The sequence below is a fragment of the Nocardiopsis alba DSM 43377 genome (assembly GCF_000341225.1).
Classification (GTDB): domain Bacteria; phylum Actinomycetota; class Actinomycetes; order Streptosporangiales; family Streptosporangiaceae; genus Nocardiopsis; species Nocardiopsis alba.
Window position 1 is genome coordinate 25,784 of sequence record NZ_ANAC01000020.1, and the last position, 15,040, is coordinate 40,823.

The window sequence follows — 15,040 nt, forward strand, 5'->3', positions numbered from 1 at the left end:
GACAGGTGAGCTCGCACCGGAGCCCCTCAGCGAGAGACCGTGCTCCCCGCCCCCGCTCCACGCCTCGACGCCGCCGCGCACCACCAGAGCAGGACGGCCGCCGTGGCCGAGAGCGCCCCGGCGAACAGCGGCCCCCTCTCCCCCAGGGCTTCGATGGAGAACCCGCCGACGATCGGTCCGAGGACCGCGCCGAGGTTGAGGGCCACCGTGGCGAAGGAGCCTCCCATGGTCGGCGCCTCGTGCGCGGTGACCATGATCCGCGAGATCAACGTGCTGCCCAGGGAGAAGGACAGCGCCCCTTGAACGAAGAGCAGCGCCCAGAACAGCGGCGCCATGTCGAGTGTCAGCGCCATCAGCGCCCAACCGAGCACGAGGAGAGGGCCGGTCCACACGATCAGCCGGTACCAGGAGCCGTCCCCCAGACGGCCCGCAGCCGTCACCCCGACGAAGGCGCCCGCACCGAACACCGCCGGCACCGCGGGCAGGACGTTCTCGGCGACACCCGCCGGCCCGGAGGCGATCACCAGGAGATAGGTGAAGACGCAGAAGGTGGCTCCGTTGACGAGCACTCCGAGAGCGAGATTCACCTGGAGCGGGCAGCGCGCGAGGACACGTAGTTCACGACCGAGCGGGACCGGCTTCCTCTCCGCACTCGAGGAACCCTTCGGAGCGGCGACGGCCACCCCGCACAGGGCGATCAGGGAGACGGCGGCGATGGCCCAGAGGGAGGCCCGCCAACCGAGCAGGGAACCGATGAGGGAACCGACCGGAACCCCCGCGACAAGGGCCAGCGTGGTCCCGCCCAGGATCACCGAGAGCGCTCGGGCCCGGCGTTCCGCGGGGACCAGGTCGGCCACGGTGGAGAGGGTCACCGCGAGGAACCCCGCGTTGGCCAGGGCCGCCAGGACACGGGTCGCGAACAGGACGTCGAAGTCGCGGGTGAGCGCGCCCACCACGTGGGCGAGGACGAACAGCGCCAGGAAACCGGCGAGGGTCCGGCGTGGGGGAAGTCCACGACCGAGCGCGGCCATCAACGGCGCGCCGATGACCATCCCGATCGCGAAGGCCGAGGTCAACAGGCCGGCGCGGGCCGAGGAGACATCGAAGTCCGCGGAGATCCCGAGAAGGAGTCCGGCCAGGACGAATTCCGAGGTCCCCTGCGCGAAGACCGCGACGGCGAGAAGGTAGAGCAGAGCGGGCATGAGCATCCATCCGAAGTTCGTGAAGGTCACGGGGTGTGCGCTCACACGACCGGCACTTCGGACACGGGGGATCGCCGAGGAAGGCCTCGCCACTCGGGGCCGAGGCTCCAGGGAGACGCCGAACGGAACGGGCCTCGTTCGCCACGGTCGCTCGGCCGGGATCCAGGGGTGTCTCGGGCTACCGGCGGTGTGCCGACAGCCCCGGCTTGGACGCTTCGGGAAGACTCACGTGGAGCACGTTAACGGACACGTCCCCGCCCGGGGAAACGAATTTCCGAGGGTGAACACCCACCGACCGCACCACACGCGTGTGAGAGGCGACCCGTGGCCGCACCTCTGGTCTCATGGGTCCCGAGAGCCCCGACCACCCGCCCCCGCGGCACGACCATGCCGTCCGGCCGCTGTTCCGAGCCAGAGTGAACTTCCAGCCCTTCCACCGGACCGGTCAAGGGTGCGGCGAGCCCGCGGTTCCGGATCCTCACGGTCTCCAGGTCGGTGCGCCGTCCTCCCCCGACTCCACGTATCCGCCGACCACGATCTCCACCGTGTCCGTCCGTTCGGGCTCCTGGCTGTAGGCGTAGGTCACCGACGCCTCTCCCGGCACAGTGGTCGTGACGACGGCTCTGGGCCGACCGTTGTCGTCATCCGAGGCCGTCGGCCCGAACTCGAGTTCGGGCATACGCTCGAGTTCCCACACCGCGTCACCACGCAGGGGGAAGTAGTGGCCCGGGTCGTGCCCTATGACGCATCCGACCGGCCGAAGGACCGTGCTCTCCTCCACACAGGTTTCGATATGTCGTCGGATCTGCTCCGTGGCCTCGTCGGTGACCTCCTCCTTCAGTTCTCTCACTTCCAGAGAGAGCGTCGTCTCCCCGCCCGGACGTACGGCCACCGTCTCCGTGGCCGGTTCGAACATCGGGTGCTCGTAGGTGACCTGGTAGACGCCGATCAACGCGTCCGCGCTGTTGGACGTCAAGGCCATCCGGTCATCCCGAGGTTCGAACGTCGTACCGCCGATGGTCAGCGTTCCGAGCGCGGGGTGCGGGAGGGCGATACTCCCCAGCAGGTGGGGTATGGTCGCCGGGCTGTCCAGCTCCCAGTCCCGGATCCACCCCGAGTTCCTCTGTCTGGTCCGCACTGCGACGGTCCAGAGGTCACCGAACTTCATAGCGGTCACACGCAGCCCCGGAGGCCTTCGGCCGTCCACGGCGTGAGACAGGGCGTCCTTCTCTGTCAGGTCGGGACCCTCCTCGCGCGGTTCTCCCAGCACGATGCCCGGGAGTTCCCATCCCTCCTCGATGGTTTCGGCCGAGAGCAGGCCTGGCGGCCGTTCGGGAGCGAGTCCGGAGAACTCCTCCGCTCGATGCGCATCGATCTCCACCATCTCCAGGATCGTTTCCATGTCCCCTCTGCGTAGTGCGTCCGCGAGGTCCTCGACCGGTCCACGAGGGTCGGTCGCCATCCCGGCGGGGATCCTCCACACCGCCATCGCCGTGAGCAGAACCATGACGGTCCCCAAGGCGATGAGAGGCCGCCGACGTCTCCACCAGGGGCGCCGAACGAGGGGCAACCCGGCCCCGCATTCGACACAGAACAGCGATTGCCTGCGAGCCGCTCCGGCTCCGCACTCCGAGCACAGCCGTTTCTCTCCAGGACCTTGGACCGTCATCCGACGCGGCGTCCCCCTCACCCCCACTCCTCCGTACCGTGTTCAGGGGTGTAACCGCTGACCTTCCGGTATCCGTCGATCAGTCCGGCCGGCCGGGTCTCCACGTGGAGAGGCGGTTCGGATCGCCACCACAGCCAGGCGTTGTGCGGCGGCATCCGTTGGATCGCCTCGATCGGAAGCACCGGACGGTAGGTGACATTGGTCGAATAGCTCTGTCCGGATTCGGGTCGGATGACCGCTCGACGATCCATCGGCATGGGGTCCGAAGATCCTCCGTGCATCGTGACCTCGATCCGACGTTGCTCACCGCTCCACGCCGAGACGTTGCGCAGATCGGCTTCGTTGGACATCCCGCCGTAGATGATCTTGGCTGTGGTGGCGGTGAGGATCGCCTGCTGTTCGTCGGTTCCGTAACGTCCACGCAGTTGGGCCAGGGATTGGGCCGCCCACAAGGTGATGATCCCTCGGCCTCCGCCTTCGGAGACCAGGGCCGGCAGACTCGGAAGCGGCGCGATGTTGGCGACCTCGTCCAAGGCCAACAGCAGCGGCCTGCGCAATCGTCCTCCCTGGAAGGCGGCGATCTCGGCCGCTCGCTGCGCGATGGAGTCGACCAGGCCGACGATCATCGGGGCGACCACGGACTGGTAGTGGCTCGGCCCGACGATGAAGAGCGACGAGTCGGTGGCCAGGAAATGGTCGATGTCCAGATCCACTGCGGAGCAGGATTCCAGCACGCGGGGTTCGGCGGTGGCTTCCAGACAATTACGCGCCACCGAGTAGAACGATCCCCTTTCCCTCTCCCCCAGGAGCCGTGTCGACTCCAGATCGTCGGCCCAACCGACGGCCGAGGTCGAGTGTTCTCTCAAGATCTGCGCGGGCCTGCGCGTCTCTTGAGCGGACAGCCAACGACGCACTTCACTCATGGGGGCTTCGGCCAGGGCCGCGGCGTGGAACAGTCCTCGAAGGATGAGCGCCGCTCCGCTCTGCCAATGTTCGCCGTCCTTGAGTCCGCCGACCGCGCCGGTCATGCCTTGTACCCGGCGAAAGCACACGGTCGGGTCGGCGCATCCGGCCAGCGGCGACCACCTCATGGTCGCGCCCATCCCCTCACTGTCGAAAGGGTCGTAGACGTACACCCTCCCTTGAGGGGCCGCGATATGGCGGCGCCGATCTCCACAGAAACGCAGGATGTCGCCTCGGGTGGTCGTGCTGACCACCGGGCCGGACCAGTGCAGAAGCGTGGGGATGATGACGCCGGAGGTCTTGCCGTACCGAGGCGGCCCGATGAGACCCACCGAGTCCTCGGGGGCCGACCACACCCGTTTGTATCCGTCCGCGGGGTCCAATCCCAGGTATACGCGGTTTCTGAGGTCGAGCCGGGTCGGCGGCAAAGGGGCGAAGAGCTCGGTCATGGGGATCAGTCCTTGAGGATCCGGGAGGCGGGTGGACCGTGGTCGACGTCGGTGGAGCCACCTTCGAGCGTCGGCGTCCTACCGGGTTCCTCCAGGAGTTCCAGACGCAGCTCCGTGGCGGGGTGGGTCGCGAGGATGCTCTGGTCCCACCCGTTGCGTGCTCCGTCGAAGTTCTTGCCCAGGATGGTGAGCGCCGTGTACAGCCCGGGGCCGTAGCCGGCTTCACGCGCCTCCGCGTCGGCCCGGAGTTCGCTTCTTCGCCAGTGGCGGGAGTTGAGGGGCATGATGAGAAACCGGATGGTGAAGATGACGCTCCACAGCAGCACTCTGACCAGTGCGAGCAGGACGGTCCAGTACACGGCCGAGGCCTGCCATCGGTGGGCGAGTTCGTAGAGGAGATAGAGCGGCCAGGCGATACCCCGGTTCCAGGCGAGGCCGAGCGCGTCACCGTGCTTGTAGTGCGCCACTTCGTGAGCGATGACCCCGGAGATCGCCTCGGTGTCGTAGCGGAGGGCCTCGAGCAGCCCTCTGTTCACGATGATGTGATGGATCCCTGCGTAGGCGTTGGGTTCGCGATCGTCGTCCATCAGGAGTCGAGGACGTCGGTCCAACCCCATCCTGGCCGCGGCCCTGGCGATGATCGGTTCGAGGAACTCCGCCTCTCTTCTACTGGGGCGGCGCGCTCCCGTGACACGCAAGCGGCCCGCCTCCACCACCCTGCAATAGAGGACGTAGACGGAGGCGATGGAAAGGCCGGAGACGATCTGCCCGAGGGTCGCACCCAGAGGGAGGAGGGGGTCCTGCGACCACATCAAGGAGTAAGGCAGTAGTACGCCGAATTCGAGCATCTTGAGCCCACCTTTGAAGGTGCCGATCAAACCCCCCACCATCCCTCCCGCGGGGAAGGAGACGTTGGGCATCAGATCCGACATGCTCACCGGCATGGGCAGGACCAGAGAGAAGACCATGTCGAACCGGCTGACCACCCCGGGTCCGGCGATGGTCCCGGAGACCAGACCGCCGATGCCTCCGAAGATCGCCCCGAGAGCGACGAGGAGTACAACGAACGGGATGTTGAACCAGGTCGCGATGAGAGCCGCCCCGTTCCCGATCACGTTGTCGAGCAGGCCGGACGTTCCTCGTCGTGGCGGTCGCTGTGGTCTCGGGGCATGGCCGGCCCGCGAAGCCCGGCTCTGGGGCTCGTCGTCCGGGGGTGGCTCGGTCCCGATGCTCGGAGCGGAGTCATCGAGGGGAGCGGACCGTTCCTTGTCGCCCATCGTCGGCCGAGGGGTCGACCTGATCCGGCCGCTCGGAGGTAGAGCGGGGGCCGCGTCGCAGGCGGGGCAGCGAGCGTGGTCCGCTGAGGACCGCGCTCCACATTGATCGCAGTACATGGGGGATCTCGTCGCGTACGGGAGGGTCAGGGGCGGGGATGCGGAGCTCGTTGGGAGAGGTGTCGGTGCGCTTGGGCCGGGTCCACGAGAGGGACCGGGATTCGATCGGGATCGTGTCGAACACCGGTGCAGTGGTTCAGTTCCCGCGCGAGCGCGTGTTCCAGGTTCGGCAGGTCCTGTTGCCACCAGGCGATGGACAGGTGGGGGGTCTCGGGGTTGTGCCGGTAGGCGTATTCCCAGCTGCGCCGTACATCCAACAGCATCTGAACAGCGGCGGGGTGACGGTACCAACAGGGGTGGAGCACGGAGACGACGCGGGGGTGATGAACGAGTACTCGGCTCATCCAGTCCTGGAGCCGTTCGAGGTGTTCTCGAGCGACGTCGGGGGGCATCTCCGCCCACACACAGGGGGTATCGGCGTTCCGCCCGGAGACAGTGGCACCGGAGGCTTTCGCCATGAGGGCGAGGATCTCGTCGGCGAGTTCCGCCACCTGCTGCTCGAGCCTGGCGACCCTGGCCTCATAGGGATCGACGGTCATAGTCCGAGTCCCGGATCCTCACGGCCCAGGTCTCGGACCGGTCCTCTTCTCCTATCGGGCACCTTCCGCTCCCGGGCGGACTGAGCCTCTCGCGCTTCGCGAATCCGCTGGAGTTTGAGGTCGATGATGTCGGAGGGAGAAGGTCCCTCGGCCGGGGAGGCCGCCGCGGATCCCGTCTCGGAGGTGGAGGAGGCGGACAGGCTCGGCTCCGGCTCGCTCCGGCCACTCGAACCGCTCGACCCGGTGGAATCCCGGACTGATCGCCGATCGCCATCGGTGGAGTCGACGGACTCCGAGCCCGCACGCTGTCCGGTGACGGTGGGGACCGGGCTGCTCTCGGACCCCTGCGAGAGTTCCCGAGCGCTCGAGCGGCCCCGTGGTTCAGAAGCCTGCGGGTCCTTCCGTATCGCGGAGATCGTGTTATCCCGCCCTAGAACGCTCTTCTCGTTCTCCTCCGGGGAGGGAGGCTGCGGAGCCTTCTCACGGTGAAGGGCACGGTCACGGTCTCTGGCTTCACGCAGGGCTTCGGGGATGGAGGTCTCCGAGATCTCGGGCCCCTCTTTGCCCCGGCTCTCCTCAAGATGGCGACCATGCCGCCTCTTCGCCTCCTCCACGGTCTCTCGGACGCGATTATGCACGGGCTCGGCATCTTTTTCAGGACCTAAGCGGTTCGGGTCCTCGAGATAGGAGACCCTGGATTCGAAGCGTTCGGTCTCCTCTGCCGTCGGCTGCCGATCTCGCTCCGCCTTGATGGTGTCGCGGGCACCCAACGGGTCACGCATTCGACCATCGGAACCACGATGGTTCTCATAGAGGATCCGCCCATCACGGTTGGTGACGTATATGGAGTCGACCAGCCCACGGGACTCCAGGTCATGCGCTACTTCGGGAATGTTCCGGTAGAAGTCATCATGCCACCTCCTGCCGACCCAGCGTCCGTAGCCCCTCTCATCTCGCGATGTCTGGTATCTATCGGCGATCCCGAGGAGACTATTGGACTCATGCGACGCCACGAAGGCGACACTGGTGTGATACCCCTCATCGGAGAAGCCTCTCACCCAGGACTCCGCCCATTCCTTTCTTCCCAGCGGATGACTGGCGACGACATCATACTTTGGACTCCCGGCCCTCAAGTGGTCCATGCATCGACGATGCATGTTCGCTGGAAGCATCTGCCCAGCAAGGTCATACCCTTCGAAGCGACTACTTCGCGCTATCTCCTTGAAAAAAGGATGAAATTTAGAGTTATCATCACCATCATAAGAGGCGGTCGATGATCGACCCAAACCATCAACAAGATCATCCTGAGTTGTACTCTTCCCAACCCCAGGCTGTCCCCCTAAAATGATCGCCCTAGGACGATCATAGGCCCCACGATCAGGCCTCTCCAACGGGGTTATATCATCAATCCTTCTTTGAACAGCAATCTCTTTTTCATCTTGACCGATAGTCCAATCGAAGCTCACAGACCATACTCCCGATCAAGGCGATCAGCGATCTTCGGATACTCCTCAAGAATCCGATCTTTCTCATCTTCAGAAAGCAAATGAACTCTCTTTTTTACATCCATGTAGTATTTTCGAAGAGCACCGAACTCCTCTCGCTCATCAGAGCCAGGCTCAGCCCTGGCCTCCAAAAGTTGATAGGCAAGCCACACGCTTTCTATGGCCCCCATCAACCTTTCTTTACGTTCGATCCTGGAGATGTTCTCCCAGTACTTACGAGCTCGCTCTTCGTCTTCCGCCATGAGTCCCCTCCTCGGGTCGGGCGTTCGTACCGTTCCTATCTTGGCCACCGCACCGACAACAGAGGCGGTGGAAGGGTGGCCGGGAGTGGCCATTACCGGGTGAAGAGGGCCGGCATGATCTACGGAACCTCGACTCACTCGGGAGAGGCCGACATCTTCGAAGCCGGCAGGGGGAGAGAGCATTGCCGCGCTCGCGCGTCTCTTGACGAGGGAGCCACCGGAGCCCGGATTGTCGGTTCTCGAGAACTCGCGCTCATCGCAGGCGAGGGCCCGGCACGAAAAATCCCACCCCTCTTCTGGGATGGGTCTTCAAGGCAGCCCATAGACACGTTCAGGGTGGCGCCGCCTACGCGACACCACCCCCGACCGTGTTCGGTTCACCGTGACGAGGCAGGTACGAACGACCGCTGTGGTGCCCTCCCGATCGGGACCTCCGTTCTTCCTACGAGGACAGCCCCTCCCCCGCCTTCCGGCATCGTCTGCTCGGTGGTGCCGCCCTTATTCGCGGAGCCAGGGTTCGGGCAAGGGTGAGCGTTCGGTGAGGGCATCGTTCAGGCGGCGCCAGCACCGTTCAACCTCGGCCAGGGTCTTCCAGGCCTGTGCCGCGCCAGGTCCCCTCCGGAGCGCTTCACTCATGGACTCGTAGCAGTTGGTCGCATAGTCGTACGCGATCCCCCTGCGGAACACCGGAGGCGCACCCCGATCACATCCGAAAACCCGCCAGGTTCGAGGCGGAGGCGCTCCGGCCCTCATCCGGCGATCGAGTTCGGAGAAGAGCCCGTCCACCCGCCTCAGTTCGCGGACGGCCCGCGTCGCACGGCCGGGGGAGGCGAGAAGTCGCGAGATCTCGGCGACCAGGACGTCGGAACGTCCGAGTTCGGGAACCATGACGTGGTCGCGACCATGGTGGCTCATCCGCAGTACGCCTTTCCGGTCGCACCGATCAGGTCCAGGGGAGGCCGGAACCTCCTCACGTAGGGCCGCACCCGGTGAGAACGGCGTCGAACCTCCGAGATGAGCTGGTGGACGTAACCGTAGGAGTCCGCGTGCAACCCGCGCGAGGGTCGCGAAAGCCGCACGAGCACGGCGAAGAGTGCCAGTAGGATCTGCATGTCGTCCTGCCTTCGTTCAGGTCGGCCATGGCCCCGGGGCGTGTGTCCGCACGTCGCCGGGGTTTTACGTTACCTTCCCTTTACTGTACCCCAGTTAACCCCTGTATTCCTAGGTCAACCACTGACTCCCCTGAAAGATGCTCATGAACCCACGTCGACCATGCTCGAGACATGGACCTACCGAGTGGCTACAAGCCGGACACCGAGATCGACAATGAGGCCATGGACCCCGTGTGGGTACAACTGGCCGCGATCCTCGTCGCACGCATAGATGCGGCGATCTATCCGCCAGGAAGAGCCATCCCCTCCCTCAACCAGCTCCGACAAGAGTTCGGGGTCTCCAAGGGCACCATCGTGAAGGCGACGAACCACCTCGCCGAGCAAGGACGGGTACGTGCCGTGCACGGTCGAGGCGTATTCGTCCTCCCGAGAGATTGAAAGAGACCCCAGAGCGCCGAAGGCGCCTTGGGGTCTCTTTCTCTTCGATCCGATATCACCCGAATACGGGGCTCATCCACAGCAAGGGGACGATGAATTATCCCATTCGCCCCCGTGCGTGCAAGCGGAGCGAAGAAAAACCTCGAAATGATCTCCGAATCCCTCGCGGGCGAAGCCACCGCTCCTACATAATCCTTACCGAGGGTGGGGACGGCCCGCCGGAGTCTTTCTACTCGCCTTCGGCGGGCCTACTCCTCCGCCTTCCGGGGCCTACGACTCCGCCGGGGTGTCCGGACGATCGGGGCCGTTCGGCTCATCCGGACCGGAGCCGCCTGGGACGGACGTGGTCGCGAGCTCCTCGGATCCTCCCGCCCGCTCCTGCCTCAGCAGCCCTTCGAGCCGCTCGACCTGGGAGCCCAGCTCGGCGATCCGCTTCAGGACCTCCTTGTGCTGGATCAGCTCCAACTCCTGATCCTCCTCCCAGCGCCCGGCGTTGAACTCCTGTTCCATCGAAGTGACGATCACACCGATCACCAGGTTCAGTAGGACGAACGCGGTGAGCACGATGTAGAGGACGAAGAAGATCCACGCGTAGGGGTGCTGCTCCAGGACCGCGTCCGAGACGTCCGGCCAGTCCTCCGTGGTCATGAGCTGGAACATCGTGTACAGCGTGGTCCCGAGGTCGCCGAAGTACTCCGGAACCGTCTCGCTGAACAGCTGGTTTCCGAGGATCGCCGAGGCGTAGATGAAGATCAGCAGCAGGCCGATCACCGTGCCCATACCGGGCACGGCCTTGAACAGCGCGCCGATGATCTGCCGCATCTGCGGCACCGCGGTGACCACCCGGAAGATCCGCAGGACGCGAAGGATCCGCAACACGGAGAACGGCCCCGTGGCCGGGACCAGCGAGATCACGACCACTATGAAGTCGAACCAGTTCCAGTAGTCCTTCCAGAACCTGCCCCGCCAGGCGTAGAGCTTGAGCGCCATCTCGACCACGAACAGACCGATCGTGATCCGCTCGATCCCGAGGAGATACGGAAGGGCGGAACCCCCGTAGGTGGACCAGCCCAATATCACGGCATTGACCAGAATCACCATGAACATGACATTGGAGAACCAGCGGCTCTCCACTATTTGAGTGATCTGATCACGCCTCAACGTCACATTCCCCTCGACATAGGCACCTTGAATAAGGACAAGGAGCGTACAAATATATCGAAGCGCCTGTTATCGCACAGAAGCGCCTCTCCCCCTTCACGGTGCGCCTCTCCTCCGGCGGACGGGGCGAACCCCTCATGCCGGCTGGTGACGCCACCAGACGAAGGTACGCCCGCCCGGACACCCGATGACCACAAGAGGATGAACAGCACCCCGGTCCCCGAGCAGCGTCCATCGAGCACGGGATTTCGGCCCGACATCATCCACCGCCCTCGCCAAGACCGAACCTCCACCACCGCGACACGTGGGGAAGACGAGCCCCGGAACTCCGGCCCCTCCCCCGAAGCCGTATCGGAGCCGATGCGGTACGAGGCCCGCGCCGCTGATATGTTCACTGCTGGCCTCGGCGGCTTCCCGAGTAGCCCCCTGACCAGCGCCCGCGACCGAGGAAGAGACATGGCGGAGCTGAAGTACTTCACCGGATCGATGAACTCGGGCAAGAGCACCATGGCCCTGCAGGAACACCACTCCCGCGGTGGCGAAGGCGTGCTGTACACGAAACAGGACCGCGCAGGATCGGGGATCATCTCCTCCCGCCTGGGGCTCAAGTCCCCCGCGGTCGAGGTCGGCGACGCACTCGACCTGTACGACGACGTGGCCGAACGCAAAGCGCCCTACGTCATCTGCGACGAGGCCCAGTTCCTCTCGTACAAACAGGTGGGCCAGTTGGCGGGCGTCGTCGACGGTATGGGCATCGACGTCTACTGCTACGGGATCCTGACCGACTTCCAGGGGCAACTGTTCCCCGGCTCCAAACGCCTGGTGGAACTCGCCGACAGGATAGAGGTCCTACCGGTCTACGCCCGCTGCTGGTGCGGCAACCGCGCCACCCACAACGCGCGCGTGGTGGACGGGGTGATGGTGTACGAGGGCGAGCAGGTGCACATCGGGGGCAACGAGTCGTACACGACCCTGTGCAGGCACCACTTCATGGCAGGCGTCGCCTAGCCAGAGGCCGGGAACTCCTCCGCACTCACTCAGGAATCCTGCTTCCCAGTGTTATTTCCAGCTGCGGTCCAAATTTTCGAGCTTCGCTTGAAAAATTAGAGGAACTCACATCATCGGTTGACGAAAGCGATATCATGTAAGTCGCACTTCGCTGCCTCACTACAACAACGTAAATTGACTCTTCATTCTCCTGAAGAGATCCATAGTAGTATCGCGACTCATCACCAAGATCCCCTGAGCCAGATTCAGTGACCGACATTTCTGACTCCACCTGTTCCTGCAGGGAGATCATGTCCTCGGAAGCAAGGTCTTCGCGATCACCCCCCGGAGAGTAGATAATCGCCCTATAGACGAACTCAAAATCCCAAGGAACCATATAGGCACCAGCCGGAGCAAGGGTCCCAGCACACTGATCGGATCGAACAAGGTCCTCCTCGCCCACCCCACCCCCATCGACTCCAGAATCTTCATAGCCAGACCCAGAATCAGTAAAACTAAGATTCAAGTCACGAATAGAAGGGAGGGTTCTCCCACAAAGATCGAACTTATCATCAACGAATTCTTCTCTGGGGGTGACACTCTGGCTTGAAATTGGAGGTTCTTGAGAACTGGGAGAGATACCTTCAGAGACCGTCGAGACCAGAGTACTGAGAAGTCCCACGATCACACCGAAGACCCCGAAGGCCGCGAGGGTTCCGCAGCCGAAGACCGCCAGTGCGGCCTTCCAGCCGTGCAGCCCTCTCTTCGCAGGCTTCTCGCGCTTCGTCTCTTCTCTGATCGTCGTCTCCGACACGGTCACGCCTGCGCTTCCAGCTGGGCCTTCACTTCGGGATGTTCGAGCGGTCGGGTGAAACCGACGATGGCCGCCCGATTCGGGTCATCGTACTCGCGCACCGCGATGGGGCCACAGTTGGTGCACCAGGCCTCGACCATCAATCCATCTCCGACGACCATCCCCATATGGCCCGGCCCCGGAGGCTCTCCGGCGCGGGTCACGTCGAAGAAGACCAGGTCGCCCGGTTGTTCCTCGCCCATCGGAATCTCCGGCCCGAAGGACCATTGATCCTGGGAGACCCGGGGAACCGTCACCCCGATGCTCTCGTAGGCCTTCATGGTCAGTCCCGAACAGTCATAACCGTCCGGCCCGGTCCCGCCCCAGATATACGGCTTTCCTCGCTGGTCGAGGGCCCAGTCGACCACGGCCTGCGTCAATTCGTCGGGGGCTCGGCCGATGGGCGCGCCCTCTTCGTCCAATTGGCAGACGACCGCCGTTCTGATGGAGTCCGTGGTGTCGAAGTCGCCGTCCGAATACCGTTCGGCCCATTCCAGGACGTCGTCCACGTACCACCAGGCACGGTTGTATCCGAAGATCGCCTGACGAACGTCGTCCTCGATCCCGTGCGAGATCAGATAGTCGGCCGCCGCCGGAATGGCGTCCGCGGGATCGTACACGTTGACGATCCCGTCCCCGTTTCCGTCCACGCCGTATCCCTGGTCGGGGCGGTCCTCCACGTCCTGGATCGGCTCACCGCCCCAGCTGTTCCCGGCGGCGGATCCGTCCAGCGAGCCGAACTGCATAGGCCCCGCCGCACCCCAGTCGTTGTGGCCCTCGGTGATACCGGGGCCGTCCCAACGCCCGTGGTGCGATTCGACCTGGCCGATCCCCGCCAGGATGTTCCAGGGGATCCCTCGGTCCTCCCCCGCCTCCCGGTAGAGCTCCAGGTAGTTCTCCGGGATGGAGTCCATGGCGTACTCGCTCGTCCCCGGTTGCTCGGCGTCGGCGTTGGGGGAACAGACCACCCCGCTCGACATCAGGGCGCCGAGTCGACCGGCCTGGTCTCCGATGACCGGGATGAAGATCAGCGCTACGAGAACGACGAACGCCATGGCCACGGCCAGTAGGCAGCCGATCCGGCCGGTCCAGGAACCGCTCGTCTCCGCGGCGGGGGGTGTCCGCTGCCAGATCAAGGTGTCACTCCTCCCCGAACTGTCCGACGTCGGCGGGCTGGAAGTCGAAGACCGCCCAGGAGCCGCCGTCCTTGATCACGGTGACGGCGAACTCGCCCAGGTCCTCGTCGAACTCGGCGTCTCCGGTCTCGGTGATGGACTGGGCCGTGACCACGAAGGTGATCGACCCTGCACCGAAGGTCCGGACCTCCTCGACCTCGGCCAGGCCCCGGGCGACTGCCTCCTTACCGCTCATCTCCTCCCAGAAGGCCCCGGCCCTCTCGGAGTCGGACAGGACCTCGGCGTACTCCTTCGTGGCCAGCTCCTCCATCGAGGAGTAGTAGTCCTCTGGAGGCCGGGAGTAGTCGATGGTCCCGTAGGCCTCGGCGAAGGCCTGCGCGGTCGCCCCGGCGGCCTGGAACTCCGCTTCGCTGAACGGGAACCAGGAGAGGACGTCCATGTCCTCGGCCTCGGTGGTGGTGATCGGCTCGGGAGGGACCGTGGCCAGTCCCCGAGGGCCGGAGGGCGCCCCGGTCGTCTCCTCGAGGGGGGCCGTCTCTCGAGGAGGGGCCGCGGCGTCGTCCTCGTCTCCACCGAAGCCGCCGAGGCTGACGTAGATCCCGAACCCGGCCAGAGCCGCGATCAATCCGATCACGACCATTCGTTGTGTGCGTTCGGGGAGAGGGTTGGGCATGACGGTCTCGGTCGCCTCGTCGTCTACTCGGTCACTCAGTCGTCGTTCAGCCAGAACGGGACGTCGCGTTTACGGTCTCGGGTCGAGTTTCCACCCTCGCCCCAGAACGGGGTGATGGGGGCGTTGTCCCGGCGCTTGTCCGAGCCGCTCAGCCAGCCGCCCTCACGGTCCCCTCGACCGCCGGGCGGGGGCGCCGTCGGGCGGGTCTGGCGCTGCGGGGCGGGGCGCTCCCGCCGCTCCCTCGGGGAGCCCCAGCGAGAACCCTGACCACCGATGTTGCCGCGAGGCGGGGTGTTCTCACGGCCACCGAAGATGCCGCGTCCGGTACTGGGCTCGGGGCGATCGGCGCCGGCCGCCCGAGAGTTGCCGGCGGCACCACCGAGGACGCCGCCGGAGGCGCCTCCGCTCTCGTTCCTGGCGGAACCCGTGCTCCGTCCGGTGGTCCCGAAGACCGAGGCCCAACCGCTGTCCCCGGTACCCGTGTAACCACCCGCGGGGCGAGGCGGGATGGCTCCGTTCGAGCCGCCCCCTGCGCCGCCCGAGAGGCTGGGCGCCTGGTCCGTGGTGCGGGAGGTCCCGTTGGGGCGCCCTCCGGAGGCGGTGGAGGTCGTCGTGGCTCCGCGACGGTTGACGTTGAGCGGGGGCGCCGTCTCGTTGTCGCGGACCCGACCGTACCCCCCGGACCCGCCGGTGCCTCGTGCCCGAACCGGCTCCCCG

At 65.2% G+C, this 15,040-nt stretch carries 14 protein-coding genes and 1 pseudogene; 2 read left to right on the forward strand and 13 right to left on the reverse strand.

Annotated elements, in window-relative coordinates; translation table 11 throughout:
* Positions 1-26 precede the first annotated feature (26 nt).
* The 8 genes from D451_RS0120370 to D451_RS0120405 all read right to left on the reverse strand — a co-directional run bounded on the left by D451_RS0120370 (position 27) and on the right by D451_RS0120405 (position 9,075).
* The gene (locus tag D451_RS0120370) at positions 27-1,202 is read right to left on the reverse strand and encodes a Cmx/CmrA family chloramphenicol efflux MFS transporter (protein ID WP_036568427.1); all 1,176 of its coding nucleotides are present in this window, start codon (positions 1,200-1,202) and stop codon (positions 27-29) included.
* 478 nt (positions 1,203-1,680) lie between these two features.
* On the reverse strand, positions 1,681-2,709 hold the full coding sequence (locus tag D451_RS0120375) for a hypothetical protein (protein WP_241463357.1): 1,029 nt from the start codon (positions 2,707-2,709) through the stop codon (positions 1,681-1,683).
* Between the two features lie 179 nt (positions 2,710-2,888).
* Positions 2,889-4,283, reverse strand: coding sequence for a type IV secretory system conjugative DNA transfer family protein (locus tag D451_RS0120380; RefSeq protein ID WP_017535794.1), 1,395 nt, complete (start codon positions 4,281-4,283; stop codon positions 2,889-2,891).
* Positions 4,284-4,288: 5 nt separating this feature from the next.
* Positions 4,289-5,398, reverse strand: coding sequence for a M48 family metalloprotease (locus tag D451_RS0120385; protein ID WP_017535795.1), 1,110 nt, complete (start codon positions 5,396-5,398; stop codon positions 4,289-4,291).
* Between the two features lie 305 nt (positions 5,399-5,703).
* Positions 5,704-6,216 carry a hypothetical protein gene (locus tag D451_RS0120390; protein WP_017535796.1) on the reverse strand — a complete coding sequence of 171 codons (513 nt, stop codon included), beginning with the start codon at positions 6,214-6,216 and terminating at the stop codon, positions 5,704-5,706.
* On the reverse strand, positions 6,213-7,682 hold the full coding sequence (locus D451_RS27425; protein ID WP_241463358.1) for a zeta toxin family protein: 1,470 nt from the start codon (positions 7,680-7,682) through the stop codon (positions 6,213-6,215). Before D451_RS27425 ends, D451_RS0120390 begins: the two co-directional genes overlap by 4 nt.
* Complete coding sequence (locus D451_RS27430; protein ID WP_081616103.1) at positions 7,679-7,963, reverse strand: hypothetical protein; 285 nt, start codon at positions 7,961-7,963, stop codon at positions 7,679-7,681. The genes D451_RS27425 and D451_RS27430 overlap by 4 nt, the downstream gene beginning before the upstream one ends.
* A gap of 911 nt (positions 7,964-8,874) precedes the next feature.
* A complete protein-coding gene (locus D451_RS0120405) occupies positions 8,875-9,075 on the reverse strand; it encodes a hypothetical protein (RefSeq protein WP_017535799.1) in 201 nt (66 codons plus the stop codon).
* 171 nt (positions 9,076-9,246) lie between these two features.
* Here D451_RS0120405 and D451_RS0120410 point away from each other — a divergent pair, with 171 nt between their 5' ends.
* Positions 9,247-9,513, forward strand: a complete 267-nt coding sequence (locus D451_RS0120410; protein ID WP_014909659.1) for a GntR family transcriptional regulator — start codon at positions 9,247-9,249, stop codon at positions 9,511-9,513.
* Positions 9,514-9,783: 270 nt separating this feature from the next.
* Here D451_RS0120410 and D451_RS0120415 read toward each other — a convergent pair whose 3' ends face one another.
* The gene (locus D451_RS0120415; protein WP_017535800.1) at positions 9,784-10,647 is read right to left on the reverse strand and encodes an ion transporter; all 864 of its coding nucleotides are present in this window, start codon (positions 10,645-10,647) and stop codon (positions 9,784-9,786) included.
* A 483-nt stretch (positions 10,648-11,130) separates the two neighbouring features.
* Between D451_RS0120415 and D451_RS0120420 the strand changes: the two genes are divergently transcribed.
* Complete coding sequence (locus D451_RS0120420) at positions 11,131-11,682, forward strand: thymidine kinase (RefSeq protein ID WP_014910724.1); 552 nt, start codon at positions 11,131-11,133, stop codon at positions 11,680-11,682.
* Between the two features lie 25 nt (positions 11,683-11,707).
* On the opposite strand, the gene D451_RS27950 is transcribed toward D451_RS0120420, so the two are convergent.
* From D451_RS27950 to D451_RS0120435, 4 genes and pseudogenes are all read right to left on the reverse strand, one after another.
* Positions 11,708-12,475 carry a hypothetical protein gene (locus tag D451_RS27950; protein WP_152472949.1) on the reverse strand — a complete coding sequence of 256 codons (768 nt, stop codon included), beginning with the start codon at positions 12,473-12,475 and terminating at the stop codon, positions 11,708-11,710.
* Between the two features lie 2 nt (positions 12,476-12,477).
* Complete coding sequence (locus D451_RS0120425; RefSeq protein ID WP_017535801.1) at positions 12,478-13,650, reverse strand: C40 family peptidase; 1,173 nt, start codon at positions 13,648-13,650, stop codon at positions 12,478-12,480.
* Positions 13,651-13,654: 4 nt separating this feature from the next.
* Positions 13,655-14,323, reverse strand: coding sequence for a hypothetical protein (locus tag D451_RS0120430; protein ID WP_026125226.1), 669 nt, complete (start codon positions 14,321-14,323; stop codon positions 13,655-13,657).
* A 35-nt stretch (positions 14,324-14,358) separates the two neighbouring features.
* Positions 14,359-15,040 (reverse strand): annotated as a pseudogene (locus D451_RS0120435) (type IV secretion system protein); the annotation flags it as partial.